At 72.8% G+C, this 24,786-nt stretch carries 26 protein-coding genes and 3 pseudogenes; 12 read left to right on the top strand and 17 right to left on the bottom strand.

Going from position 1 to position 24,786, the window contains the following annotated elements; genetic code table 11:
* Nucleotides 1–12: 12 nt before the first annotated feature.
* The gene (locus ACFQ87_RS22080) at nucleotides 13–741 is read right to left on the bottom strand and encodes a TetR/AcrR family transcriptional regulator (protein WP_380612505.1); all 729 of its coding nucleotides are present in this window, start codon (nucleotides 739–741) and stop codon (nucleotides 13–15) included.
* 110 nt (nucleotides 742–851) lie between these two features.
* Between ACFQ87_RS22080 and ACFQ87_RS22075 the strand changes: the two genes are divergently transcribed.
* The 3 genes from ACFQ87_RS22075 to xerC all read left to right on the top strand — a co-directional run bounded on the left by ACFQ87_RS22075 (nucleotide 852) and on the right by xerC (nucleotide 3,053).
* Nucleotides 852–1,985, top strand: coding sequence for an FAD-dependent oxidoreductase (locus ACFQ87_RS22075; RefSeq protein ID WP_380612504.1), 1,134 nt, complete (start codon nucleotides 852–854; stop codon nucleotides 1,983–1,985).
* Nucleotides 1,986–2,306: 321 nt separating this feature from the next.
* The gene (locus ACFQ87_RS22070; RefSeq protein ID WP_380612503.1) at nucleotides 2,307–2,459 is read left to right on the top strand and encodes a hypothetical protein; all 153 of its coding nucleotides are present in this window, start codon (nucleotides 2,307–2,309) and stop codon (nucleotides 2,457–2,459) included.
* On the top strand, nucleotides 2,460–3,053 hold the full coding sequence (gene xerC, locus ACFQ87_RS22065; RefSeq protein WP_380612560.1) for a tyrosine recombinase XerC: 594 nt from the start codon (nucleotides 2,460–2,462) through the stop codon (nucleotides 3,051–3,053).
* Nucleotides 3,054–3,448: 395 nt separating this feature from the next.
* On the opposite strand, the gene ACFQ87_RS22060 is transcribed toward xerC, so the two are convergent.
* Nucleotides 3,449–4,156 (bottom strand): SDR family NAD(P)-dependent oxidoreductase, encoded by a 708-nt coding sequence (locus ACFQ87_RS22060; RefSeq protein WP_380612502.1) that lies wholly within the window; start codon nucleotides 4,154–4,156, stop codon nucleotides 3,449–3,451.
* 101 nt (nucleotides 4,157–4,257) lie between these two features.
* Here ACFQ87_RS22060 and ACFQ87_RS22055 point away from each other — a divergent pair, with 101 nt between their 5' ends.
* Nucleotides 4,258–5,109 (top strand): helix-turn-helix transcriptional regulator, encoded by an 852-nt coding sequence (locus ACFQ87_RS22055; RefSeq protein WP_380612501.1) that lies wholly within the window; start codon nucleotides 4,258–4,260, stop codon nucleotides 5,107–5,109.
* Nucleotides 5,110–5,249: 140 nt separating this feature from the next.
* On the opposite strand, the pseudogene ACFQ87_RS22050 reads toward ACFQ87_RS22055, so the two are convergent.
* A pseudogene (locus ACFQ87_RS22050) lies at nucleotides 5,250–5,726 on the bottom strand (TetR/AcrR family transcriptional regulator); the annotation flags it as partial.
* On the opposite strand from ACFQ87_RS22050, the pseudogene ACFQ87_RS22045 reads away from it, so the two are divergent.
* Nucleotides 5,725–6,201: pseudogene (locus ACFQ87_RS22045) on the top strand (alpha/beta hydrolase family protein); the annotation flags it as partial. The pseudogenes ACFQ87_RS22050 and ACFQ87_RS22045 sit on opposite strands and share 2 nt — an antisense overlap.
* A gap of 343 nt (nucleotides 6,202–6,544) precedes the next feature.
* Here the strand turns inward: ACFQ87_RS22045 and ACFQ87_RS22040 are convergent.
* A complete protein-coding gene (locus ACFQ87_RS22040) occupies nucleotides 6,545–7,885 on the bottom strand; it encodes a GH1 family beta-glucosidase (RefSeq protein WP_380612500.1) in 1,341 nt (446 codons plus the stop codon).
* 137 nt (nucleotides 7,886–8,022) lie between these two features.
* On the opposite strand from ACFQ87_RS22040, the gene ACFQ87_RS22035 reads away from it, so the two are divergent.
* The 4 genes from ACFQ87_RS22035 (at nucleotide 8,023) to ACFQ87_RS22020 (ending at nucleotide 9,238) form a co-directional block, all read left to right on the top strand.
* The gene (locus ACFQ87_RS22035; protein ID WP_380612499.1) at nucleotides 8,023–8,352 is read left to right on the top strand and encodes a hypothetical protein; all 330 of its coding nucleotides are present in this window, start codon (nucleotides 8,023–8,025) and stop codon (nucleotides 8,350–8,352) included.
* Between the two features lie 85 nt (nucleotides 8,353–8,437).
* On the top strand, nucleotides 8,438–8,725 hold the full coding sequence (locus ACFQ87_RS22030; protein ID WP_380612498.1) for a hypothetical protein: 288 nt from the start codon (nucleotides 8,438–8,440) through the stop codon (nucleotides 8,723–8,725).
* 93 nt (nucleotides 8,726–8,818) lie between these two features.
* Nucleotides 8,819–8,959 (top strand): hypothetical protein, encoded by a 141-nt coding sequence (locus tag ACFQ87_RS22025; RefSeq protein ID WP_380612497.1) that lies wholly within the window; start codon nucleotides 8,819–8,821, stop codon nucleotides 8,957–8,959.
* Between the two features lie 6 nt (nucleotides 8,960–8,965).
* Nucleotides 8,966–9,238, top strand: coding sequence for a hypothetical protein (locus ACFQ87_RS22020; RefSeq protein ID WP_380612496.1), 273 nt, complete (start codon nucleotides 8,966–8,968; stop codon nucleotides 9,236–9,238).
* A gap of 14 nt (nucleotides 9,239–9,252) precedes the next feature.
* Here ACFQ87_RS22020 and ACFQ87_RS22015 read toward each other — a convergent pair whose 3' ends face one another.
* The 9 genes from ACFQ87_RS22015 to ACFQ87_RS21975 form a co-directional block, all read right to left on the bottom strand.
* Entirely contained in the window at nucleotides 9,253–9,951 is a 699-nt protein-coding gene (locus ACFQ87_RS22015; RefSeq protein WP_380612495.1) for an alpha/beta fold hydrolase, read from the bottom strand.
* 82 nt (nucleotides 9,952–10,033) lie between these two features.
* Nucleotides 10,034–10,387, bottom strand: a complete 354-nt coding sequence (locus ACFQ87_RS22010; protein WP_380612494.1) for a RidA family protein — start codon at nucleotides 10,385–10,387, stop codon at nucleotides 10,034–10,036.
* Between the two features lie 329 nt (nucleotides 10,388–10,716).
* Nucleotides 10,717–11,472 carry a methyltransferase domain-containing protein gene (locus ACFQ87_RS22005; protein WP_380612493.1) on the bottom strand — a complete coding sequence of 252 codons (756 nt, stop codon included), beginning with the start codon at nucleotides 11,470–11,472 and terminating at the stop codon, nucleotides 10,717–10,719.
* A 3-nt stretch (nucleotides 11,473–11,475) separates the two neighbouring features.
* Nucleotides 11,476–12,243 carry an SDR family oxidoreductase gene (locus tag ACFQ87_RS22000; RefSeq protein ID WP_380612492.1) on the bottom strand — a complete coding sequence of 256 codons (768 nt, stop codon included), beginning with the start codon at nucleotides 12,241–12,243 and terminating at the stop codon, nucleotides 11,476–11,478.
* Complete coding sequence (locus ACFQ87_RS21995) at nucleotides 12,231–13,100, bottom strand: TauD/TfdA family dioxygenase (protein WP_380612491.1); 870 nt, start codon at nucleotides 13,098–13,100, stop codon at nucleotides 12,231–12,233. Before ACFQ87_RS21995 ends, ACFQ87_RS22000 begins: the two co-directional genes overlap by 13 nt.
* Before the next feature lie 11 nt (nucleotides 13,101–13,111).
* The gene (locus ACFQ87_RS21990; protein ID WP_380612490.1) at nucleotides 13,112–14,380 is read right to left on the bottom strand and encodes an aspartate aminotransferase family protein; all 1,269 of its coding nucleotides are present in this window, start codon (nucleotides 14,378–14,380) and stop codon (nucleotides 13,112–13,114) included.
* Nucleotides 14,381–14,414: 34 nt separating this feature from the next.
* Entirely contained in the window at nucleotides 14,415–18,491 is a 4,077-nt protein-coding gene (locus ACFQ87_RS21985; RefSeq protein ID WP_380612489.1) for an AMP-binding protein, read from the bottom strand.
* On the bottom strand, nucleotides 18,488–19,057 hold the full coding sequence (locus tag ACFQ87_RS21980; RefSeq protein ID WP_380612488.1) for a DUF6309 family protein: 570 nt from the start codon (nucleotides 19,055–19,057) through the stop codon (nucleotides 18,488–18,490). The genes ACFQ87_RS21985 and ACFQ87_RS21980 overlap by 4 nt, the downstream gene beginning before the upstream one ends.
* Before the next feature lie 11 nt (nucleotides 19,058–19,068).
* On the bottom strand, nucleotides 19,069–19,866 hold the full coding sequence (locus tag ACFQ87_RS21975; RefSeq protein WP_380612487.1) for a phytanoyl-CoA dioxygenase family protein: 798 nt from the start codon (nucleotides 19,864–19,866) through the stop codon (nucleotides 19,069–19,071).
* A 358-nt stretch (nucleotides 19,867–20,224) separates the two neighbouring features.
* Between ACFQ87_RS21975 and ACFQ87_RS21970 the strand changes: the two genes are divergently transcribed.
* The 3 genes from ACFQ87_RS21970 to ACFQ87_RS21960 all read left to right on the top strand — a co-directional run bounded on the left by ACFQ87_RS21970 (nucleotide 20,225) and on the right by ACFQ87_RS21960 (nucleotide 21,956).
* Nucleotides 20,225–20,893, top strand: a complete 669-nt coding sequence (locus tag ACFQ87_RS21970) for a TetR family transcriptional regulator (RefSeq protein ID WP_380612486.1) — start codon at nucleotides 20,225–20,227, stop codon at nucleotides 20,891–20,893.
* A 122-nt stretch (nucleotides 20,894–21,015) separates the two neighbouring features.
* Nucleotides 21,016–21,219, top strand: coding sequence for a DUF1918 domain-containing protein (locus ACFQ87_RS21965; RefSeq protein WP_380612485.1), 204 nt, complete (start codon nucleotides 21,016–21,018; stop codon nucleotides 21,217–21,219).
* 50 nt (nucleotides 21,220–21,269) lie between these two features.
* Nucleotides 21,270–21,956, top strand: a complete 687-nt coding sequence (locus tag ACFQ87_RS21960) for a DedA family protein (protein ID WP_380612484.1) — start codon at nucleotides 21,270–21,272, stop codon at nucleotides 21,954–21,956.
* Here ACFQ87_RS21960 and ACFQ87_RS21955 read toward each other — a convergent pair.
* The 4 genes and pseudogenes from ACFQ87_RS21955 to ACFQ87_RS21940 all read right to left on the bottom strand — a co-directional run.
* Nucleotides 21,953–22,693 carry a PIG-L deacetylase family protein gene (locus tag ACFQ87_RS21955; protein WP_380612559.1) on the bottom strand — a complete coding sequence of 247 codons (741 nt, stop codon included), beginning with the start codon at nucleotides 22,691–22,693 and terminating at the stop codon, nucleotides 21,953–21,955. The genes ACFQ87_RS21960 and ACFQ87_RS21955 overlap by 4 nt on opposite strands.
* A 63-nt stretch (nucleotides 22,694–22,756) precedes the next feature.
* Complete coding sequence (locus tag ACFQ87_RS21950) at nucleotides 22,757–24,007, bottom strand: MFS transporter (RefSeq protein ID WP_380612483.1); 1,251 nt, start codon at nucleotides 24,005–24,007, stop codon at nucleotides 22,757–22,759.
* A gap of 5 nt (nucleotides 24,008–24,012) precedes the next feature.
* Nucleotides 24,013–24,552: a GNAT family N-acetyltransferase gene (locus ACFQ87_RS21945; protein ID WP_380612482.1), complete on the bottom strand. Its 540-nt coding sequence runs from the start codon at nucleotides 24,550–24,552 to the stop codon at nucleotides 24,013–24,015.
* A pseudogene (locus tag ACFQ87_RS21940) lies at nucleotides 24,549–24,786 on the bottom strand (type III PLP-dependent enzyme); the annotation flags it as partial. The pseudogene ACFQ87_RS21940 and the gene ACFQ87_RS21945, both read right to left, overlap by 4 nt.

Genomic DNA, 24,786 nt, shown 5'->3' with positions numbered 1-24,786 from the left:
GCTGCCGGATCGTCAGGACCGGACCGGGAGGTTGGCCTCCCATCCGTCGAGAAGTCGTTCGAGTCCCAGTTCGAACCCACGCTCGGCGCTGTCGGCCGCGTGGGGAAGTTCGGCATCACGAATGACCCGGGCGAGGAGCGGATGGCGCCCGCTCTTGACGACTCTGTCGAGGTAGGGCGCATGGGCGTCCATCCATTGCTGAATGCCGACTCCGGAGCGTCGGACGGCTTCCTGTTGGGCGAGCTCGCCGATGGCGTAGCCGCGGACGAAGGCCTGCAGCGTGTCGACAACGGTGATCATGACGTCGATATCAAAGCCGAGGGGATCGAGGGCGGCGAGTGCGTGTTCGATGACGTCGAGGGAGTTCGGTCCAAGTGATGGGCGCCCTGCTGCGAGGGAGGTCATCCAGGGATGCCGGTGGAAGGCGGCCCGGGAACGATGTGCCAGGCCTCGCAGGTCGCTGCGCCAGTCGCCGGTGGGGGCAGGCGGGCCGCCATCTTCGGCCGCTACGGCGTCGAGCATGAGGTCGAGCAAGTCGTCTTTGGATGCCAGGTAACGGTAGAGCGAGGCTGTGCCCGTTCCCAGTGCCTTGGCGACGCGCCGCATGGACAGCGCCTCGATGCCCTCGGCGTCGGCGATCGCGATAGCGGCGCTGGTGATCTCCGCCCGCGTGCGTGACGGCGCGGGGCCTTTCGCGGCCCGCTCCGGCCGGTTCCAGATCACTGTGTGAGCGTCGTCCATCAGCTTTCCTCCTCACTACTGCGCCCACTGTTCGCAGTAGTGCTATCGTGGCACCATTACTGCGAACACTGTACCCGAGTAGCGCGTGTCCAGCCGAAAGGGAAACCACCATGACCACTCCCGTCACGATCGTCGGCGCCGGGCTCGGCGGCCTGACCCTCGCGCGGGTCCTGCACCTGCACGGCATCCCCGCGACCATCTACGAAGCCGAGACATCGGCGGACGCCCGCACGCAGGGCGGTCAGCTCGACATCCACGAGTACAACGGGCAGCTCGCCCTCGAAGCGGCCGGCCTCACCGACGAGTTCCGCGCGATCATCCACGAAGGCGGCCAGGCCCTGCGCGTGCTCGACCAGCACGGCGCGGTACTGCTCGAACAGCCCGACGACGGCACAGGCGGGCGCCCGGAGGTACTCCGCGGAGACCTGCGTCGGATCCTGATCAACTCGCTGCCCGACGAGGTGATCCAGTGGGGACACAAGGTCACCGGCGTCCGCCCCCTCCGAGACGGGAGGCACGAGCTGACCTTCGCCGACGGGCCGACCGTGACGACCGGCCTCCTCGTCGGCGCGGACGGCGCCTGGTCGAGGATCCGGCCGTTGCTCTCCGACGCGAAGCCCGAGTACGTCGGCACGTCGTTCATCGAGACCTACCTGTACGACGCCGACCAGCGCCACCCCGCAGCGGCCAAGGCCGTCGGCGACGGTTCCCTGTTCGCCGTCACAGCCGGCAAGGGGATCCTTGGCCACCGAGAGGCCGACGCCGTTCTTCACACCTACGTCGCGCTCGACAAGCCGCAGGACTGGATCGCCACCATTGTCGCCAGTCCCGAGACGGCGGCGGCCCAGGTCGCAGCTGAATTCGCCGGATGGGCGCCTGAACTGACCGCACTCATCACTGACGGGGAAACAGCCCTCTCCCCGCGCCCGATCAGCGCCCTGCCGATCGGCCACCGCTGGGACCGCGTTCCCGGAGTGACGCTGCTGGGCGACGCCGCCCACCTCATGTCACCGTTCGCCGGGGAGGGCGCCAACCTCGCCATGTTCGACGGCGCCGAACTCGGCAAAGCCATCGCCGCACATCCCGACGATGTCGAAGCCGCCCTTGCGAAGTACGAGCAGGCCCTTTTTCCCCGCACTGCCCAGTTCGCCGCCGAATCCGACAAGAATCACCAGCTCATCTTCGGCGACAACGCCCCTGCCAGCCTGCTCGACCTGCTCCTCGGCCAGGAGTCGACCGAGTGAGCGAGATCGACGAGCCGAAGTCAGTAGTTTGATTAACCGTCCCCGCACCTGTAGACAACAGCTCGACCAAGTGCCTCGCACACGGTCCCTTGCCGCAGTGTTGACGGAAGTCCCATCGGGACGAACCCGCAAGGTGTGGGCGCGCGACTACGATCCCTTGTCGCCACGACAACCGGGCGCGGGGAAGTCACCGTTCACCGCTGCCTCGCCACGCTCTCCAGTGCCCTCGGCGACGCCGTCTGCCACCACCGGCTCCCCTGCATCCCGGCCCGCCCCACCGTCATCCCTCGCCCGGCCGCTGCCGAACGTCAGATCTGGACCGTGCAGGACGCCATCCGATTCCTGGATCGCTACCGAGCCACCGACCCGGCCTTCGCCGACCTCATCGAGATCCTCATAGGCACCGGCATACGCAAAGGCGAAGCCCTCACCCTGCACTGGACCGACGTTCACCTGCCCGACCGCGTCCTCTAGATCCGCCACACGCTGTCCGCTGTCGACAACAACCGGCTGGTCCTCACCCCGCCGAAGACCCGCTCCAGCAAGGGCTGGGTCGCCATTTCCCGGCGCGTCGCCACTGCCCTGCGCCACCGCGCGGCCGACAGAGGCCCCTCACAGCTCCGGGCGCCCCGCGACGGATACGTCTTCCACCGCCCCGACGGCCGCACCCTCCACCCCGCCTACGTCCTCAACCACTTCCACTACCTGTGCCGCGAGTTCGACCTCCCCCGCACCATCGTCCCTGATCTGCGCCACCTCGCCGCGACCATCTCCATCACCGCCGGCGTTCCCCTCACCGTGGTCTCCAAGACCCTGCGGCACTCCACCCTGTCCACCACTGCGAACATCTACGGTCACCTCACCACCCAGGCCGCCCGCGAGGCCGTCGGCATCATCGACCGCGCGCTCACCACCGCCGACCAGACATCTCCCGCCCGAATCCCCAGGTCGAGAACACCCCGCACTCACCCGGCCGGGAGCCCCGGGATGCTCACCTCACCCTGCACTCACCAGGCCCGGAGAACGCACGAAGGCCGTTCCCGCATTTACTACGGAAATGGCCTCTGACCTGCGAAAACTCTGGTCGGGACGACAGGATTTGAACCTGCGACCCCTTGACCCCCAGCCGCAGCGCATACCTTCACGGATGGACCGACGTCACGGACTCAAGGCAGGACGACTCGTTGGCCAGGCGGACTGCAGACGCCTTCACACGGAAGTCCCAAGGTGCGGGCTGACCCTGCCATGATCGTGCTACCGATGATGCGCTGGCTGAGCGGCGGATCCCTGACCTCCGTTCAGTACCCAGGGATCCGCCGCCTGCCTCTGCAGCCAAGCCGCGTGGGCCTTCGGCGGGAAGCCGGATGGTGTCGCGCAGGGCCTTGACCAGGATGGGCTGAGCACATGCTCCTCCAGGGCGAAGACATGATCGTCGGCCGGGGCGGCCGTCGTGGGCGGGTCGGTTACCAGGGCAGCGGGCCCTCGGCGTCGGTGTAGGTGCCGGTGGGACCGTCCGGGGTGAGGCTGGCCATGCGGACGATGATCTCGGCACCCTGTTCGACGGTCTGGATGCCGGTGTTGCCGTTGAGGTCCGTCTTGGTGAAGCCGGGCTCGACGGCGTTGATGCGCATGTTCGGGAACGCCTTGGCGTACTGCACGGTGACCATGTTGACGGCGGCCTTGGAGGCCGGGTAGGCGACGCCGGGGTACACGTAGGTGGGGGTGTCGGCGGTGGTGACGCGGGTGAGCGAGGCCAGGCCACTGCTGAGGTTGACGACGACGGGGGCGGCGGAGCGCTGCAGCAGCGGGAGGAACGCGTGGGTGACGCGTACCGTGCCGAAGACGTTGGTTTCGAACGTGCTCCGCATCAGGTCGGCGGTGACGTCCGCGGCGCCGATGATTCCGTTGTCCTCGGCCCGCTCCTCCACGCCGGCGTTGTTGACCAGCACGTCAAGGCCGCCGTCGGCCTCGACGGTCTTCGCCGCTGCGGCGACCGAGGCGTCGTCGGTGATGTCGATGACGACCAGCCGCGCGCCCAACTGCTCGGCGGCGCGACGCCCGCGCTCGGGGTCCCGGCTGCCGATGTACACGGTGTGGCCTGCGGCGATGAGTTGACGGGCGGTCTCGAAGCCGAGCCCCTTGTTCGCTCCGGTGATCAGTGTTGTGGTCATGCCTCCACGATGCTGCGCGGCGATGCCGTCAGCCAGGCGTCCGATCTTCCTGGGACTGCCAGTACCAGGCACCCGCGGGTGGGGTGGTGCACAGTGGTGGCATGGCGACCATGGAGTTCGGGCAGACGGTGCGGCGCTGGCGTGACCGGGTCCCGCCGGAGGCGGCCGGCCTGCCGGTGGGCGGCCATCGGCGCGCGGCCGGACTGCGCAGGGAGGAGCTGGCGCTGCTGGCCGGGGTCTCGGTCGACTATGTCACCCGCCTCGAACAGGGCCGGGCGACCAACCCGTCGGAGCAGGTCGTCGAGGCGCTGGGGCGGGCGCTGCGACTGAACGCGGAGGAGCGTGAGCATCTCTTCCGGGTCGCCGGGCTGGTAGCGCCGGGAATCGGCACGGTGCCCGGCTACATCACGCCCAGCGTGCAACGGATGCTGGACCGGCTGACCGGCACACCCGTCGCGGTCTCCGACGCGGCGTGGACGCTGCTGCTGGCCAATCCGCTCTACACCGCGCTGATGGGTGAGCGGCACGGCAAGGAGCGCAACGGGGCGTGGCGGAACTTCCTCGGCTCGGGCAGCCGGGTCCGCCACACGCCGGAGTCTCGGCGGGCGTTGGAGACCGCGGTCGTCTCCGACCTGCGGGCGACGGCGAGCCGCTACCCGGCGGATCTGCGGCTGCGGCGTCTGATCGCTGATCTGCGCGGCAACAGCGAGCGGTTCGCCAAGCTGTGGGACTCCGGCGCGGTGGGACACCAGGAGGCCTCGTGCAAGACCATCGACCACCCGCAGGTGGGACCGCTGACGCTGGACTGCGACGTGCTCAGCGTCGCGGGCAGCGATCTGCGGATCATGGTCTACACGGCCGAACCCGGCACCGAGGACGCCGAACGGCTGGCGCTGCTGGCGGTGATCGGCACGCAGGCACTGGTGAAAGTCGCCGGCGAGGGCGTCGGGTGAAACCGCCGCAGCGGGTCGGCTCAGCTGTCGAGCTCGGCGGCGCGGCGAGTGCGGGGGCGAAGAGGGCCTCGCGGCGTCCGGCGGTCCGGCCCGCACCCCGCGGACACTTGACCGCGCCCGGCGAGCAGTTACCGTCGACGTCACTCCGACGGGTGGCACTGCAATCCGCACAGGAGCAGTTCGACCAGGCGCCGGGGATCGTAGTGCGGGTCTCCGCCTCCGATGCACAGGTTGCCGATGCCGCGCATCAGTTCATAGGGATGGGTGCCCGCCCTGATCTCCCCCGCCTCGACCGCGGCGTCGAGCAGCCGCGCGCAGACCGGCAGCAGACGGTCGAGGAAGTAGCGGTGCAGTGCGGCAAAGCCGCTGCTGTCCGACTGCATCGCGTCGGCCAGCCCGTGTTTGGTGACCAGGAAGTCAACGAACAGGTCGATCCACTGGCGCAGCGCGATGAACGGGGAGTCGGCGTCGGCCAGCAGGACCGACCCCGCCTCCGCGCACTCCTCGATCTGGTGGCGGAACACGGCCGTGACGAGATCGGCCCGGGTCGGGAAGTGTCGGTAGATCGTTCCCGTCCCTACACCCGCCTTGGCAGCGATCTGGCGGATCGGCGCCTCCCACGGTCACGGCCCGTCGAACAACCTCTCCTCGCTGAACGGCTACGCGCCGCTCGCCAACGCCTGGGCGGCACAGGGATTCGTCGTCGTCCAGCCCACCCACCTCACCTCCCGGACACTGAGCCACCTGGTCGCCGACGCCGCCGGTGCACCGGACTTCTGGCGCTCCCGTGCCGAGGACATGAGCCACATCCTCGACCGGCTCGACGTGATCGAGCGCACCGTGCCGCGGCTCGCGGGACGGATCGACCACACCAAGGTCGCCCTCGCCGGACACTCCCTCGGCGGCTTCACCGCAGCTCTGCTCCTGGGCGCCGGACTCAACGACCCCGACACCGGGAACGTGGTGCACCTGGTCGAGCCGCGGATCAAGGCGGGCGTACTCCTCGCCGCGCCCGGCAGGGGTGGCGACGTCCTCAACGGGCCCATGGCCCAGCACTGGCCGATAGTCGGGGCCGTCGACTCTTGGACTGTCCGCTGCAGGGCCAGATGATCGCCTTCGTGCCGTTGGCGGTGCCCTTGCTGGCCCGAGGAGGTCGCGGTCCAGGTCTGGTTCGTCTCAGCCAGGATTGCCCAGCCCTGAGCTTCGCTCTGACGCACGACGCTCGCCAAGTTCCCCGTTGCGGGCCCCGGAACCGCAAGGCGGCCCGTCACCGCGCAACAGACCGACGGTTGAACCACTGGCCATGGGCTGTGGACCTGTCGAACACCCTGTCTTTTGCGCAGTGTCCGGGGTACGGCTGCCGCAGGCTGCGCCGTACGGATGGCCTCTCGACCGTTACCGAGAAGCCGTACATCCCACCGCGACCAAAGCCCCATTACCTTGGCTTGCGGACTCGATGATTGGAAATCATGTCGCGGTACCAGGCGTACGAGGCCCTCGGGGTGCGCTTCTGCGTCGCGAAGTCCACGTGGACGAGGCCGAAGCGCTGGTGGTAGCCCTCGGCCCATTCGAAGTTGTCGATCAGGGACCAGGTGTAGTAGCCGCGGACGTCTACGCCTTCGGCCACAGCGGCAGCGAGGGCGTCGAGGTGGGTGGCCATGTAGGCGATGCGGGGCTGGTCGGGGTTGGTGTCCTCGGTGACGGAGCAGCCGTTCTCGGTGATGGTGATGGGTGGGAGGGCGTCGCCGTACACGTCCCTCAGGTGGAGCAGGAGTTGGCGGAGGGCGTCGGGGACGACGGGCCAGCCGAAGGCGGTGTGGGGGACGTCGGGGATGTCGACGAGGTCGAAGGGCAGGCCCGGGTCGGTGGGGGCGGCGATGCGGGTGGGGTTGTAGAAGTTGAGGCCGAGGCCGTCGAGGCCGGGGGTGTGGATGAGGTCGGTGTCGCCGGGTTGGACGGCGCCGTAGATGTCGTCGGGGACGCCGAGGGCGGAGAGGTCGGGGTAGCGGCCGAGGAGGACGGGGTCGGTGAACAGCCGGTTGTGAAGGGCGTCGTAGGCCGCCGCGGCGGCCGCGTCCTCGGCGGAGTCGGTGGCCGGCTCGACCAGGGTGAGGTTGTTGGAGAGCATGACCTTCAGGCCTCGCTCGTGGAGGATCGCGGCAGCCAGGCCGTGGGCGAGGAGCTGGTGGTGGGCGGCGGGGAGGGCCTCGAACATCAGGGTACGGCCGGGGGCGTGGGTGCCGAGGGCGTAGCCGAAGACGGTGTGAACGAAGGGCTCGTTGAGGGTGATCCAGGCGGGGACGCGGTCGCCCAGCCGGTCCGCCATCACGCTCGCGTACTCGGCGAAGCGGTGGGCGGTGTCGCGGTTGAGCCAGCCGCCCTCGTCCTCCAGGGCCTGCGGGAGATCCCAGTGGAAGAGGGTGGGAAGCGGCGTGATGCCGGCGTCGAGGAGGGCGTCGACGAACCGGTCGTAGAAGGCGAGTCCGGCGGGGTTGACGGTGCCCGCGCCGGTGGGCAGGACGCGGGGCCAGGAAACGGAGAAGCGGTAGCCGTCCAGCCCGAGGTCCTTCATCAGGGCGATGTCCTCGGGGTACCGGTGGTAGTGGTCGCAGGCCACCGCACCGGTGTGCCCGTCGCGAACGGCGCCCGGGCGCGCCGAGAAGGTGTCCCAGACGGACGGGCCGCGGCCGTCCTCGTCCACCGCCCCCTCGATCTGATAGGCAGCGGTGGCGGCACCCCAGCGGAACCCCGCCGGCAGGTCGAAGCGATCCGGCATGGCAGCCTCCTGGCGGAAACGTGAGGAGTACTCATGTTACTGACGTCACGCCGAAACACCAGAGGTGACCGGCCACCGCCGCCGGCCCGATAAGGTGCAGGCCCGGGGGCGAGGACGGACGAGAGCACAGGAGCGGCGTGCGGATTCTGCTGCTGGGACCCTTGGAGCTGCGGACTGCCGAGGACACGACCGCCCACATCGGAGGCGCCCGGCGCCGCGCCGCACTGGCCGCGCTCGCCCTGGAGGCCAACCGCATCGTCCCGGTCGAGCGGCTGCTCGACCTCGCCCGGGACCACGCCCCACCGCCCACCGCCCGCGCCGCCCTGCAGGCCACATCGCCAGACTGCGCGCCACCCCGGCACCGGCCTCCAGGAGGCCCTGGCCCGGATCCGGTCCGTCCCTCGCGCGCGACCGGTCGCCGCCCCGGCGCGGCTGCCCCGCGAGCCCGGCCGCTTCGTCGGACGTGAGGCCGAACTGGCCTGGCTGGGCGAGCAGAGCGGCGCGGACAGCGGACCGGGCGCGGCGTCCGGCGACGGGCAGCGGCTGCTGCTGGTGACCGGCCCGGCCGGGGTCGGCAAGACGGCGCTGGTGCTGCGCCGGGCGCACCGCAACGCCACCGCGTTCCCGGACGGGCGGATCGGCGTCAACGTCGGCGGCGCGCCCGCCTACTACACGGTGGCCGGGGCCTCCGGCACCGACCTCGGCGCCTTCGGCGTCGAGCAGATCGGCCACCCCGGCAGCTGGGTCGACTGGCCGTGGGCGCGGCGGCGGCAACGGGGGTGGTCGCCGTCGCGCTGGGGCCAGTCGCTGACGACGGGCCGGCCGTCGTGGTGGGGGTGACCGTCGGCGACGGAGTGTCGGTCGTGGGGACGGGGCCGGGGTGCGGGTCGGGGTCGGCTGCTGCGGCGTCGGGCGCGCGGTGGTGGGCGCGCGGTGGTGGGCTGCCCGGTCGGTACCGGGGTCGCCCTGGCGCTCGGGGTGACCACCGGGCCGGCCGTCGAGCCGCAGTCCGCCGTGGGGGTCTGGGTGCCGGTCACGGGCGCACCGGTCGTGGTCGCCGTCGGCGAGGCGTGATGCTTCGTGGGCGAGCCGGGCGGCGCCGGGGCGGACGGCGATCCCGACTCCGACGAGGCGGGCGGGGTGGTGGGCTTGGGAGTCTTCTTCGGCTTGGCTGGCGACGGGCTCTCGGCCGGGTGGGAGCGCGCCCGGCTCGCCGGCGAGGTCCGCCAGGACATCACCGTCAACGGCCTGTTCACCCTCATCGCCTCGGCCGCCCGGGCCCGCGAACACGCCCCGGAGGACGCCGACCAGGTACTGACCGTCCTCATCGACGGCCTGCGGCCCCGCGTCTGACGGGGCCGCGGGCATCACCGCCCGGCGGTGTCCAGCAGGATCCGGGCCAGCTCGGCCGGCCGGGAGAACATCGGCCAGTGCCCGGTGTCCAGTTCGACCAACCGCCAGTGCCCGTCGGCCACCAGCTCGGCCACCTCCTCGTCGGGTTCCGCCGCGGCGAGCAGGCACAGCAGGTAAGTCGCGGGCAGCTCGGCCAACGGGCGGGTCAGCACGGCGGGTTCGGTCAGGGTGGCGCCCGGGTGCGGGGTCGAGCCGGCGACGATGCGGGCGATCTGCCCGTCGGTCAGGCCGTGGCCCTCGAAGTGGGCGGCGGTGGCGCTCGGCCAGAACCCGCCGTTCCCGGCGATCGCCGCCGTCAGCGCCACCCCGCCGTCCGGCCAACCCTCGGCGAACGACCGGCCGTCGACCGGAAGGCTGGCGTCGACGAGCACCAGGTGGGCCAGCCGGTCGCCGATCCGCGCCGCGGCCTGCCCCGCCGGAACGCCCGCGTAACTGTGACCGACCAGCACGACCTCGCGCAGGTCGAGGCGCTCGACCTCGGCCACGATGTCCTGGACGTGGGTCTGCTGCCCGGCCGGGACGCCCTGCCGGTCGGCGAGGCCGGAGAGGGTCAGCGGGTGGACGCCGTGCCCGGCCGCCCGCAGGCGCGCCACCACGTCGTCCCAGGCCCAGGCCCCGAGCCGCGCGCCCGCGACCAGTACGAAGTTCACCATGATCGTCACCGTAGCGGGCCGACTCCGCGACCGCCGAGGGCATTTCCACGCCCCGGACACGACACGTGGTCGGCACCCCGGGTCAGCCGAGAACGGCGTCGACCTCCACCTCGACCAGCCACTCCGGGTCGATGAACCGGGAGACCTCGACGAAGGTGCAGGCCGGTCGGATCTCGGCGAACCGCTCGCCGTGCGCCCGGGCGGCCTCCTCCCAGCGCGTGATGTCCGTGAGCATCATCCGGGTCCGCACGACATCCTGGAGCGACGAGCCCGCGGCCTTCAGTGCGGCCTCAACGATGTCCAGGCACCGGACCGTCTGGGCGTAGACGTCGTCCTTCCCGACGTTCCTGCCGTCCGCCCCGATGGGCGCGGTGCCGGCCACCGCGATGTACGAGCTCTTGCGTACCGCCCGGGACATGCCGATCCGGGGTTCCATGGGCGAGGCTGAACTGACCAACTGGCGACCTTGATCCATCGCGCCATGCTCCCACAGCACCGCACGGCTCGGCCCTGGCCGTCCAGGACTCGGACGGCCGCCAACCGCCCGGTGAGCGTGACGGTGTAGCCCGGCGGACCACGATGAGGCATCAGGGTGAAGCCCTGGTCGGAGGCCGTCAGCCCCTGCGGGGCGCCGTGCGCGTGGTGGGCGTGGCCCGCACGCTCAGCATTCGAGGCGTGGTGCTCATGGTGCCCGTGCTGCTCGTGGTGGTCATGGTGCTGATGTGCGGTCATACCGTCAACCATGAACCGAGCCAGCGCAGTTGATCAAGCGGTTCTGCCAGATACCCCCTCCCGGTGTCGCCACCGCACCGGTTCGGAGGCGGCGGCCCGGGGTGCCACCGAGCCCGGCGCCCGGTACCCGGCGCAGGAGAGCACCAGCATCTCGTTGCCCCCGGGCTGGAATTCGTACGCCACCCGGTCCACCCGGCTCCCGATCCCGACCCCCGCCAGCTCATCGCGCAGCCGGTCCAGCCCTTCATACCGTTCCCCGGTGTCGTACACCATCACCGGGAAGATCCTGACCTCCCGCCGCGCCACCCGGGCGAGTTCCAGCAGGGCGGCCCGGTGGAAGTCCTCGTCCAGCCGGTTGCCGTAGGAGAAGATCAGGTGCGAGCTGAGCACCAGGTCGAAGGATCCGTCGGCGAAGGGGAGTTCGGGCAGCGCCCCGGCGACGTAGCGATCCGGGCGGTCGGCGATGTCGGCCCGAAACGTCCGGGCGTTGGCGACCCACTGGCGGACCATGTCGTCCGCGTCGGCGTACCACGTCCGGGCGAAGCCCGCCGTCTCCTTCACCAGCGCCTCGCGCTTGAACAGCGTCTCCCGCTCGACCAGCAGCCCCAACTCCTCACGGTGCACGGCGTATTCACGGTCGACGGCGACCGCGTCGATGCCGCGCCGGCCGGCCTCGGCGACGAAACCCGCCGCGCCGCCGGGGCAGTCCAGGATGCGCTGCTCCAAGTCCCGGTCGGTGAGCGCGAACATCGCGCGGTACTCCGCGAAGGAGCGGGCGCTGACCAGCACGGCTCACCCCCTCCCCACGAACGGCATGGTGCTCGGCAGCACCACCAGGGACTGGATGGTGGTGTCGGGCGGCTGCGACGCCATCAGCACCAGGGCCTCGGTGAAGCGCTCCACCGGGATGGTCGCCTCGACCGCCATCGTGCCGTCAGCCTGCATCGCGGCGGGCTGCGGACCGCCGTCCGGCGGGGCGATGTTGCCGACGTCGATCTGCCCGCAGGAGATGCCGTACGGGCGGCCGTCCAGGGCGAGCACCTTGGTGAGGCCGAGAACGGCGTGCTTGGCGGCCGTGTAGGCCAGGGAGTTGGGGCGGGGCACGTGGGCCGAGGGCGCGCCGTTGTTGATGATCCGGCCGCCCTGCGGGGACTGGGTGCTCATCAGCCGGAAAGCCTCCCGGGCACACAGGAAGCTGCCGGTGGCGATGGTGTCCAGCACCCGGTTCCAGTCCTCGAACGGGGTCTCGACGATCGGCCGGCGCGGGGCGGCCGCGCCCGCGTTGTTGAACAGCAGGTCGAGCCGGCCGTAGCGGTCGCGGACGGCGTCGAAGAGCCGGGCGACCTCCTCGGGGCTGCGGATGTCGGTCGGTACGGTGAGGATCCGCGCCGGGTCGACCTCGGCGAGCGCGGCGGTCTCCTCCAGCGCGTCCTTGCGCCGCCCGGCCAGCACCACCGTCCAGCCCGCCGCCAGCAGGGCCAGCGAGGAGGCCCGGCCGAGGCCGCTGCCGCCGCCGGTGACCAGGGCGACCTTTCCGTGCGACTGAGTCACGGTGTCCACGCCTCCTCCTCGTTCAGCCAGATCCGCAGCATCCGCCGGGCGTGCGGCCCGGGTTCGTCCACGTACGGTGAACGCCCGTGCAGCACCCGGCTGTTGCGGATGATCAGCAGGTCCCCGGCGGCCATCGGCAGTCCGAAGGCGATCTCCGGCCGGTAGAGCACCTCGTCGAGCACGCCCAGCGCCTCCCATTGCCGGTCCGTCAGTTCCGGCCCACCCCGGTCGGGGGAGGAGCGGACGGTTCGGGTCTGGTAGTAGCAGCCGATAGTCCCGTCCTTCTGCGGGTGGAGGATCGGGGTGACCACGACCTGCGGGCCCGCCCGGCCGCTCCGGTCGAAGGTCCAGTCCTCGCCGAGGGTGGCCAGCGCGTCCGGCCGCTCCTGCCCGATCAGGTCGTGGACGTGCCGGGCGCTCGCCAGCTTGGTCAACCCGCCGCCGTGGTAGGCGGGTTGGATGCAGAGCAGGACGAGCAGGTCGCAGGTGTCGCAGTGGAAGCCGAGTTCGGTGTTGCCGTCGCCGTCCTGGTCGCGCAGCACCGAGGTGAGGTCGCCGCGCCCGTTCTGCGGCACGATCCGGCCGTAGTCCCGCAGCAGGAAGGAGACCACCTCGGTGATCTCCTGCTCCGGCTGCGCCGGGTCGACCAGCCGGCCGACGTGGGTGAGGCCGACGGAGGCGATGCTGTCCCGGACGAAGGTCCGCAACCGCTCGCGCACCGGTCCGGCCGCGCCCCAGCGCCCGACCCGCGCATCGGCCCAGAGCAGCCGCCGCTCCTGCTCGCCCAGCGGCAGCGACCACAGCTCCCGCCGAGCCTCCAACTCCAGACTGCTCCAGCCGATTTCGGCCACCGTGTGCTCGCTCATCAGACCTCCTCCTACCGGGCCCCGGCCGCGACGGCCTTGGACCAGAGCGCCAGTGCCTCGTCGATCTGCCCGGCCGTGACGACCAGGGCGGGGATCATCCGGACCACGTTGAGGTGGGTTCCGCAGAGCAGGAGCAGCAGGCCGAGGTCGGCCGCCGTCTGCTGGACCCGCCGGGCGGCGTCCGGGTCCGGCGAGCCGTCCGGGCGGCAGAACTCGCTTGCCACCATCAGCCCGAGGCCCCGGACGTCGGCGATGCCGGGCGCCTCGGCGGCGACCGCCCGCAGCCCGTCCAGCAGCCGTGCGCCCTGCTCCGCGGCGTTCTCGACCAGCCGCTCCTCACGCAGCACGTCCAGGGTGGCCAGGGCGGCGGCGCAGGCCACCGGGTTGCCGCCGTAGGTGCCGCCCTGCGAACCGGGCCAGGCGCGCCGCATCAGTTCGGTCGGCGCGGCGATCGCGGACAGCGGGAAGCCGCTGGCCAGGCCCTTGGCGGTGATCAGCACATCGGGCAGCACGCCGCGCTCGTACTGGTGGGCCCAGAACCGGCCGGTACGGCCGAAGCCGGTCTGCACCTCGTCCACGACCAGCAGGATGCCGTGCCGGTCGGCCCGCTCGCGCAGTCCGGCCAGGAACCCGGCCGGGGCGGGGACGTAGCCGCCCTCGCCGAGCACCGGCTCGACGAACATGGCCGCCGTCTCGGCGGGCGCGGAGACGGTGGCGAGCACCTCGTCCAGCCCGCGCAGGGCGTGCGCCACCGCCTCCTCCTCGGAGAGCCCCAGCGAGAGTCGCAGCCGGAACGCGGCCGGGAAGGGCGCCACCGCGACCCCGGGCACCAGCGGGCCGATGCCCGCCCGGAAGCGGGTCCCGGCGGTGGTGAGGGCGGCCGCGCCCATGGTGCGGCCGTGGAAGGAGCCCTCGAAGACGATCACGTTCTGCCGCCCGGTGGCGTGCCGGGCCAGCCGCAGCGCGGCCTCCACGGCCTCCGTCCCGGCGGTGGCGTAGAACAGCGAGTCCAGTCCGGCCGGCAGGACCTCGCCCAACCGCTCGGTGAGGGTAAGCAGTTGATCGTGCAGGACGGTGGTGTACTGGCCGTGGATCAGCCGGCCGGCCTGTTCACGGACGGCCTCGACCACCCGGGGGTGGCAGTGGCCGGTGCTGGTCACCCCCACGCCGGAGGTGAAGTCGAGGTAGCGGCGGCCGTCGGCGTCGTAGAGGTGGAGGCCTTCGCCGCGCACGGCGACGACCGGGGTGGCCTGCTTGAGCACCGGGGAGAGCTGGGGCAACGGAGTCTGCCTTCCGTGGGTCGAGTGGATCGGGTCAGCGGGGCGGGAGGTAGCCGGCCTCGGACGCCCAGGTGAGCACGGCCGACCACCACTGCGGGGTCGGCGCGGCGAAGCGGACGCCCAGCCGGTCGAGCACGGAGGTGGTGTAGGCGCTGTCCACCCGGACGTTGCGCTCCTCCTGCTGCGCCCAGGCGGCGGCCAGTCGGGCGGCCGTCGGGTGCCGGCGCTCGGCCCGGGCGATGGCGGCCGCGAAGGCCCCGTCGTCGCCGAGCCGGACGGGGTAGCCGAACTCGGCGAGCCGGCCCACGAGTTCGTCGTGCGGCACGGCGTACGGGTTCTCCACGTGGTAGGCGCCGGGCGCGGCGTACGGGTCGAGGGCGATCGCGGCGATCCCGGCGGCCACCGTGTCCACGTGCGAGAACGCGAAGGAGGTGTCCGGCCGGCTGGGGGCGGCGCCCGCCAGCAGGTAGCCGCGGATGAGCTGGTAGATCCGGTTGTCGCCGGCGTTGGCCTGGAAGGCGCCGGTCCGGCTGTGTGCGGCGATGTGCCCGCTGCGGTACAGGAAGGCGGCGTGCCCGGTGGCCGCCCAGGCCCGGACGGCCTGCTCGGCCCGGTACTTGGTGCGCTCGTACGGCGTGCGGAAGTGCTGGCCGATCCACAGGTCGGCCTCGCTGAAGCGGCGCGGCGGTCCGTCCACCCCGCCGGAGACGGCGAGGGTGGAGACGTGGTGGAGCGCGGCCGTCGGGGTGTGCTCCCCGATCCAGCCGAGCAGCCGGCGCACTGCCGTGTGGTTGGTGCGCTCCAGCTCGTCGGGCGAGGCGACCAGCCGGACGTCCGCCGCCGCGTGCACCACGATCCGGGCGGTGCGGGCGCGCTCCAGCGCGGCCGGGGAGAGGCCGAGGCCGTCCCGGTCGATGTCCCCGGCGACCGCCCGGGCCCGACCGACGCCCAGGCGGCGTAACGCCTCCGCCTCGTCCCCGGCCCGGACCAGGCAGGTGACCTCGGCGCCGCGCCGCAGGAAGGCGTCCAGCAGGTGCCGGCCGAGGTAGCCGGTGGCGCCGGTGAGCAGCACCCGGGCGGGTTCGCGGACGCCCACCCGGGCCGTGGGCGGCACCCGGGCGTGCAGCAGTTGGCCGGAGGTGGAGAGCGGCGCGCGGACGGGCTGCTCCGCCGACGGCCCGGCGAGCGCCTCGGCGAAGCGGGCGGCGATCCGCTCGGCGGCGGGATGGGGCACGCCGGGCCACCCGTACACCAGGTCGGCGACCAGCCGCTGCTCCACCACCCGTGTGGTGAGCCGCAGTCGGTACAGCGGGTCGCCTCCGGCGCAGCGGGCCAGGCCCGCCTGTTCGTCGGCGACGGTCCAGTCCAGCGCGGGCTCCTCGGGGAGCCGGAAGGTGCCGAGGAAGTTGAACCCGACGGCGGGGCGTTCGCCGGGTGCGTCCATCGGTCGGACGGGCGCCTCGCGCAGTCGCCGCGCGGCGGCCTCGGCGCCCGCCGAGGGGTCCAGCTCGACGTGCTTGACGGCGGTGAACCAGCCGACGGTGTCCAGGTATTCGCCCGGGTCGCCGACGCTGTCCCGGCCGTGGGTCTCCACCTCCACCGCGAGCCGGGGCTCACCCCGCCAGCGCGTGACGGCCCCGGCGAAGGCGGTGAGCAGGACGGCCTCCAGCCCGGCCCCGCCGCCGTACCGGGCGACCAGCCGGGCGGTGGCGTCCTCGTCCAGGGACCAGCTGAGCGCGGCCGGTCGGGCGGGCGGTACCGGAGCCGGAGCCTCCGGCGCAGTGGGCGGCGGCGGCGCGGCCGCCGCCCACTGGTAGAAGTCGGGGGTCGGCGGCAGGCCGGCCGGTCGTTGATCGGACACGGCCTGGTCGAGCACCGCGCGGTAGGCGTGGGCGAGGTCGTCCAGCAGGATCCGCCAGGACAGCCCGTCCACCACCAGGTGGTGGACGATCAAGGCCAGTCGGTCGTCGGTGCCGGGCGGGCCGGTGAAGAGGTGGGCGCGCAGCAGCCGTCCGGCCAGGGGGTCGAGGCTGCGGTGGAGTTCGGTGCAGACTCCGGCGACGGTGTCGGCGATCGCGCCCGCCGCGCGCGGGATCCGGGAGTGGGAGAGCGGATCGAGCTCGGTCACCGCCCGGGGTTCGCCGTACCCGTCCGGCGAGACGGGCCGACGCAGCACCGGGTGGCCTTCCAGTACGGCCGCGACCGCCGCCGAGAGCGCGGCCGGGTCGACGGCGGTGCGGCAGCGCAGCAGTACGGACTGGTTCCAGTGCCGCGGGTCCTCGACGGACCGCTGCCGGTACAGCCAGCGCTGGGCGGGCGCGAGTCGGCCGCCACCGACGGGTCGGGGCGGAGCCGGAACGGCAGCGGGGACCGGCACCGCCACCGCGGCCAGCCCGGCCGCCGTCGGGTGCCGGTAGAAGTCCTCGTAGGCGACCCGCAGCCCGGAGCGCCGCAGGAGGGCGATGGTGCGCATGGCGAGGATGGAGTCCCCGCCGAGGGCGAGCACGTCCGCCTGCGGCCCGACGCCGGACAGCCCGAGCGCGTCGGCCCAGAACCGGGCGATCTCCCCCGCCGGGCCGTCCCCGCCGGGCCCCGACGGCTCCGCCCTGACCTCGACCAGTTCGGCGACCAGCTCACCCAGCCGCGGCCGGTCCAGCTTGCCGTTCGGCCCGACCGGGAACTCAGCGAGCACCAGGATCGGCTGCGGCACCGAGTAGCCGGGCAGCCGGTCACGCAGATACGCGTCGAGGCCCCCGACGTCGGCGCCCTCCAACAGCCGGACGGCGCCGAGCAGTTGGTTCCCGACGGCGGTCTCCCGCAGCAGCGCCGCCGAGCCGGCGACGCCCGGGTACCCGTCCATGGCCCGCTCGACCTCGGCGAGGTCGACCCGGTAGCCCCGGACCTTCACCTGGCGGTCCACCCGCCCGAGGAAGACCAGTTCCCCGTCCGCCCGCCGACGGCACACGTCACCGGTCCGGTACATCAGTCGGCCGTCCCGCCGGACGAAGCTGCGGGCGGTCTCGGCCGGCCGCCCGAAGTAGCCGGCGCTGACGCCCCGCCCGCCGACCAGCAGCTCCCCCTCGGCCGCCGCCCGCCCCCGCTCGTCCACCAGGGTGAGCAGCACCTCGCCGATCCCGCTGCCGATCGGCACGGTCGGCTCCCCGGCGGGCAGGTCCCGGGCGGAGGCAGCGAGGAAGCAGCTGGCCCCGACGGTGGTCTCGGTCGGCCCGTAGTGGTTGACCAGCCGCTCGGTGACCTTGCCGTCCAGCAGCGCGGCCGCCAGCGGACGCGGCAGCGCCTCTCCGCCCAGCAGCAGGGTGCGCAGCGGCGGCGTGTCGGCCGGGCGCCCCTCCAGCAGGGCGGTCAGGTGCGAGGGCGTGGTCTTCAGCGTGTCGACCCCGGCCCGGCGCAGCGAGGCCCAGAAGGCCTCCGGGTCGCGCACCTCCCGGTCGGGGACGACGTGCACCGAGCCTCCGGTGGCCAGCGCGAGCAGCCAGGCGGTGTGCCCGAGGTCGGCGGCCAGCGTGGTGACGTGCGCCAGGCGGGGGGCGTCCGACGGGGTCAGGCCGAGCCGCGCGGCCAGCGACAGGGCGTAGTGCACGGCGTTGTCCTGGGTGACCGCCACCGCCTTGGGCTCACCGCTGGACCCGGACGTGAAGGACAGGTAGGCGAGGTCCTCCCCCGCCGCCTCACCGCCCGACCACGACGGGCCGGCCGCCTCGACGTCCACCACCTCCCCGCCGAGGCCGCCCCCGGTGGCGAGCACCCGGGACACCCGGACGGCCGCCAGCCGGCGGGCCAGGTCGGCCGCCGACCAGTCCGGGTCGGCCAGCACGGCCGCCGCGCCGGAGCGCAGCACCCCGTGCAGCAGCACCAGCATCCGGGCGTCCCGGGGTCCGAGCAGGGCGACGCGGTCGCCCCGCCCGGTGCCGCCGGCGGCCAGCCGGGCGGCGATCCGCCCGGCGGCGGAGTCGAGCGTGCGGTAGTCGTAGGCACGGACGGCGTCGGTGAGGGCGGGCCGGTCGGGGTGGGACCGCGCGAGCTGCGCCAGCAGTGCGGTCAGCGAGTTGGTGGCGGACGCGGAGCGGAGGTGCTGCGTCGCGGGGGTCACGCCGACTCGTCCCCCGCCCGTGCCGCTCCCACCGGCCGGGCGAGCACCCCGGGGTCGCCCACCAGGTACCCGTCCAGCCCGGCCCGTTCGGGCAGGCGCCCGGCCAACTCCCAGGCCAGCATGCGGTGCAGGCCGTCGATGTGGATCAGTCCCTCCCGGACCAGCAGGTCCGCGTAGTCGGGGTGGTCGACCGGCCCGGTGCTGAGGAACAGCGGCGTGAACGGCGCCCGGCGCAGCACCCGCAGCTTGCCCGCGCAGACCGGGTTGGCCGCCGCCCAGGCGGCGCCGCCGGAGCGGACGCGTTCGGCCGCCTGGGCCACGGTCAGCCCGGTGCGCGGGACGAGTTCGAGCGCGCCGCCCTCGCTGAGGTGCCAGGGCAGGACGACGCCGAGGAGGTCGGCCCGACTCAACCGGACCCGCCACCAGCCGCCGGGGATCCGATCGGCGCGTTCGACGTTCTCCTCGCCGTACAGGTTGCTGTTCGCCTCGTGGGCCCGCTCCACCGGGTGGTCCCGCAGGTAGGCGTCGTGGACCTCGGGGTAGGCGACGGCGGTGACGATCTCCACGGCTGTGCTCCTCAGAGGGTTGCGGTGTACTCGGTGAAGTGGTGTTCCGCGAACAGCTCGGGCCACTGGCCGTCGGCCAGGTCCAGTTCGCGGGCCCGGGCGAGCATCTGCCGCCAGTAGGGCTTCACCGGGCGCCAGCGCGCGCCCACCTGGCAGTACGAGGCGTCGATGAAGTACCGGGGCCTGCCCGGCCCGTCGGGTGCCGGTCTGCGGGTGTGGAACAGCGCCGAGTTGAGCAGCACGGTGGAGCCGGGCGGCAGCCGGTCGATGACCACCTCGCCGGGCAGTTCCGCGGTGCCGTGGTGGGCGTAGGCGGTCTTGCCGGCGGTGCTGTGGTGCGAGCCGGGCAGCACGGCCAGGCTGCCGACCTTCTCGTCCAGGCCGCCGAGGTAGTGCAGCGTGTGGACCATCAGCAGCGCCGGGTCGGGGCCGTCGTTGGGCTCGCAGTCGTGGTGCCAGGGCTTTCCGGGGATGCCCGGGGCCTGGCGGTCGCTGTGCAGGTGGTGGAAGACGAAGGAGGGCCCGATCAGCCCGGTCAGCGCCCGCATCAGCGGCGGGTGGGTGAGCAGCCGGCCGTGGGCGGGGAGCTCCAGTTCCAGCAGCGGGGGCGGCCCGTGCCGGACGGGGTCGGTGCAGGCTTCGATCGAGCGGGCCCGCAGGCCCTCGTCCACCCACCGGTCCACCTCGGGGACGAGGCGTTCGCGCAGTGTTTCGGGCAGCAGTGCGGGCAGGACCAGGTAGCCGGCCTCCAGGAACTGACGACGGTGCTCGGTGTCGAGGGCCTCACGCCCGATGGAGAACAAGGTCACCGAACCGATCCCCTCCTTCCGTTCGACGGGACGCATAACGGGACGCGGTACGGGAAAGGAGGCACACGGGTCCGTCCAGACTTCGGGTGGCGGCGGTGTCGTCCGTCGTCGCCACAGACAGCTGAGTTCGCGCGCGATCGGCACGAAGAGGCACGCCTTGATCACGCAAGGTGATCCGCCTCAGGAGTATGAACCGGCCATCGCGTCCACGACAAGACCAAAGCCAACCCGTGGACACCTTCCCGCCACCGTGCCGTTCAGCTCCGGCCACCAGTCGATTCCTCCCCCACCGGAAACACCGGTCCTTCCGCGCCCCGGTGATTCGCCGTCGGCACAGCGGATGCGGCAGAGTGGCGGCATGAGTTCGGACACTCGGAGTCACCAAACGCCCGGGCCGACCCGGCGGCGGCCGGTCCAGCAGCGCAGCCAGGAGCGGTACGGCCGCATCCTGGACGCCTGCGCCGGGCTACTGGACGAGGTCGGGGCGACCGCGCTCACCACCAAGGAGGTCGCCCAGCGCGCCCAGGTGCCGATCGGCACCCTGTACCAGTTCTTCGCCGGCAAGGAGGACCTGCTGGCCGCGCTCGCCACCCGCAACCTCGACCAGTACCTCCAGCGGCTGGACGCCCGGCTGGCCACCTCCGCGCCGGTCGGCCCGGCCGGCTTCACCGACCTCGCGGTGGAGGAGTTCGTGGCCATGAAGCGCGCGGTGCCCGGGTTCGGCCAGGTGGACTTCGGGCTGGCCGACACCGCGGTGCCGGCCGGGGTCCAGGACGAGACGCACCTGCTGGACGCGGGCGTTGACAACAACACCGCCGTCGCCCTGCGGCTGCAGGCGCTCGGCGGCGAACTGTTCGCCGCGGGCGACCCGGCGGCCACCACGCTCGCCCTGCGGGTCGCCCTGGAGGCGGCCGACGCGGTGCTCAAACTGGCCTTCCGGGGCGACCCGGACGGCGATCCGGCGCTGATCGCCGAGTGCAAGCGGCTGGTACGCGGTTACCTGGCGCAACAGCCGTCCAGCGGCTGACGCACGACCCACGGGCCGCGCGCATCCCGTCCGCCCGAGCCGTTGCGAGCCCGCCGCGCCCGCAGCACAGTGGAAAGCGGAACGGCCGCGGAGGCGGCCACCGCGACCCGAGGAGCACGACCATGCACGCAGCGGTAGGTGACCAGCTCCATATCCACAGCAGGTCGGTGGGCATGGTGGACCAGAAGGGCATCATCACGGAGGTGCGCGGCACCGACGGCGAGCCCCCGTACGTGGTCCGCTTCGAGGACGGCCACGAAGGCCTGATCTACCCCGGCCCCGACTGCAACATCGAGCACATCAAGTCCAGCCAGGCGGAACACTGACCGACTCCCCCACCGCCCCGTGCCCGACCCGCGCGAGGTGGTGAGGAGCGGTGTCCGCCTCCTCGACCCCGCTGCCCGGGGCGCTCGCCGGGCTCGCACCACTGCTGGACCACTACGGGTACCTCGCGGTGGCGCTGCTCGTCCTGCTCGACAACTGCGGCATCCCGGTGCCCGGGCAGACCATCCTGGTGCTCGCCTCGGTGTACGCCGGCACCGGGCACCTGGACTTCGCCGCCGTCCTGCTGATCGCGGCGGGCGCCGCCGCGATCGGCAACAGCCTCGGCTACCTGATCGGCCACACCGGCGGGCGCGCCTTCGTCCACCGCTGGGGCCGCTACGTGTTGCTCACCCCGGCCCGGATGGAACGCGCGGACGGCTTCTTCGCCCGGCACGGCGGCAAGGTCGTCGCGGTCGCCCGCTTCGTGGACGGGCTGCGCCAGTACAACGGCATCATCGCCGGGACCACCGAGATGCCGTGGCGCCGCTTCGCGGTCTTCAACCTGCTAGGCGCGGTGCTGTGGACCGCGGTGTGGGGCACCTTCGGCTATGTCGCCGGGGCCAACATCGGCACGGTCTACCGGACGGCGATCCGCTACCAGCTCTGGTTCGCGATCGGCCTCGGGGTGCTGGTCGCGGCCTTCCTGCTCCGGCAGGTGCTGCGCTACCGGCGCCGACTCCGCGAAGGCGCCGACGCCCGCTCGGACTCCGGCCCCGGCTCCGCCGAGCCTCCCGACTAGCGCAGCGGGAACACCTCGAACGGCACCGCGAAACGCGTCCCCATCCGGGTGCCCGCGCCGCCGCCGACCCCCTCCAGGAACTCCCGGGCGTCCGCCATCGCCCCGCCCAGCCCGGCCAGGTACGCCTTGTGCTCCTCCAGCGAGGCGACACCGGCGTCGAAGGTGTCGGTGGTGTCCACCGCGTGCTTCGCCTCCGGCGAGGCCGCCGCCCAGATCTGCCGCACCCCGTTCCACGGCTCGTGCCCCTCGTCCACCAGCTCGCGGAACACCCAGCGGTTCCCGGCGTCCCGGACGCCGTCCAGGGTGGCCCGGCCGACCGCGATGTGGTCCGCCTGGTTGAGGAACACCCCGCCGTAGGTCTCCCGGAAGTTGCTGGTGATCACGATGTCCGGCCGGTGCCGTCGCACCACCCGGGCGATGTCCCGGCGCAGCGGCAGCCCGTACTCCACCACCCCGTCCGGGTACCCGAGGAACTCCACGGTCTCCACCCCGACCACCCGCGCCGAGGCGATCTGCTCGGCCTCCCTCAGCGGCCCGCACTCCTCGGGGTTCATCGAGTCGATCCCGGCCTCGCCGCTGGTGACCATCACATAGATCACCCTCTTGCCCTGCGAGGTCCAGCGGGCGACGGCCGAGGCGCCGCCGTACTCCATGTCGTCGGGGTGGGCGACGATCACCACCGCGGTCTGCCAGTCCTCGTCGACGTGCTCGAAGGGCGCGGGGGCCTGCTCGGTCATGCTGTCCTTCCCTCGCACGCGGCTCGTGCTGCTCATGGTCGTACGGTCGTACCGCAGGCGACTCTAGAAGATCCGACTCTCCCACGCACCGTCAGATGCCTTTCCGACGGCCGCGCTTGCGTCAGGGGCGAGCCGAGGGGCAGCAGAGACAGGTTGCGGCCAGCGGATGCGGGTGGCGCAGAGGGAGACCACGGCGGCCGAGGCGGCGACGGCGGCCATGCCCCAGGCCAGGCCGGTGGCGCCGGCGATGAAGCCGATGGCGGCGGGGCCGGCGAGCAGGCCGGTGGTGCCCATGGCGGCGACCAGGGAGAGGGCGTCGGAGCCCTGGCGGGCGGCGGCGACGTAGACGCACGGGGTGACGGCGGCGACGCCGAGGCCGACGCAGGCGAAGCCGAGCAACGTGGGGACGACGCCGCCGACCAGCAGGGCGAGGGCCAGGCCCAGGCCGGCCAGCAGGCTTCCGGTGCGGACGATGCGGCCGTCGCCGAAGCGGGTGCGCCAGCCGTCGGCGAAGATCCGGGCACAGACCATCATCACCGACACCACGGCGATGCCCATCGGGGCGAGTCCGGCGCCGGCGTGCACCACGTCCTTGAGGTAGAGCGCGGACCAGTCGTTCATGGCGCCCTCGGTGACGGTGCCGAAGACCATCGCCAGGCCCATCCAGAGCGTCGCCACGGCGGGCAGCGTGACGCCGCGCCGCTCCTTCCGCTCCTTCCGCTCCTTCAGCGAGGCGGCTTCCTGCGGGCCGTCGGCCAGCAGCCCGGGCCGGGCCGCGACGACCAGCACCGCCAGCAGCAGCGCGGCCAGGCCGAAGTGGACGGCGAGGGTGCCGGTGAAGGCGTTGACGCCGGAGGCCAGCAGGGCGGCCAGCAGCGACCCGGCGCTGAAGGTGGCGTGCAGCCTGGACATCGTGGTCCGCTCGAAGCGGGCCTCCAGCGCGGCGCCCTGGGCGTTCATCGCGACGTTCAGGCAGCCGACCGCGACGCCGTCGCAGAACAGCACCAGCAGGGTGACCGGGTAGTTCGGCACCACGGAGAGCGCGAGCAGGATGACGCCCAGGGCGAGCGCGGACAGCACCGAGAGCAGGCGGGAGCCGAACCGCCGCATCAGCACCGCGACCAGCGGGAAGGACACCGCCGCGCCGATCCCGCAGGTCATCAGCAGCAGGCCGATCCGGGCCTCGCCCAGATCGAGCCGGGCCTTGAGCGCGGGCACCCGGGAGACCCAGGTCGCGTACTGGAATCCGAGGACGAAGAACAGTGCGCCGATGGCCAGTTGGGAGCGGCGGAACTCGTCGCGTGCGGAGGACATGTGCATCAGCCCACTTCGGCTCTGGAGGGGGACGGGACGGGATCGGCCGGGGCGGTTTCCAGGGCCTTGGCCATGTAGACCGCCTCGGCGCCGTAGCTCGCGGGGAGCCCGATCTCGGGCCGGGCGCGGTAGCCGAGCGGGGTCCACAGCACCTGCGAGCCGCGTACCGCGACCAGCGAGAGCGTCCGGTAGCCGGCCGCCCGTCCGGTCTCCTCCAGGTGCCGCAGCATCCGGTGGGCCAGGCCCCGGCCGCGCGCCCGCTCGGCGATCACCAGGTCGTGGGCGTGCAGGTTGCTCGTCCGCGCGCCGTCCCCGGACTCGGCCAGGCTGAGGTCCGGGCAGCGGAACAGCGGGTACGGCAGGGCGAGCAGGTAGCCGCCGAATCCGCCGGCGTGCTCCAGGACGAAGCAGGTGGAGGGCGAGGCGCGGTGCCGGGAGCGCAGGGCCTCGCCGCCCTCGGACAGGCCGCTGGCGGCATAGGCGTGTTCCTCCAGCGCGACCACGTCGTCCCAGTCGTCATCCCGGAGCAGCCGGATCGCGGTCATGCCACGCCTCCGTCCGGACCGTCGCCGCCGACGCAGGTGTGCGGCAGCGGCGTGAAGCCGTTGAACCCCCGGGTGGCGTAGGCGGTGGAGTAGGCGCCGCAGGAGTGGATCCACACCGGGTCGCCGGAGGCGACCGCGTGCGGGACCCGTACCAGGCCGTCCTCCTGGGCGTACGCGTCGTCGCTGTCGCAGGTCGGGCCGGCCACCACGGCGTTGACGAACTGCCCGCCGGGG

It is taken from the genome of Kitasatospora sp. NPDC056531 (assembly GCF_042794375.1).
Lineage (GTDB): Bacteria > Actinomycetota > Actinomycetes > Streptomycetales > Streptomycetaceae > Kitasatospora.
The sequence above is the reverse complement of the archived record's forward strand: the minus strand, read 5'-3'. Positions and strand labels throughout refer to the sequence as shown.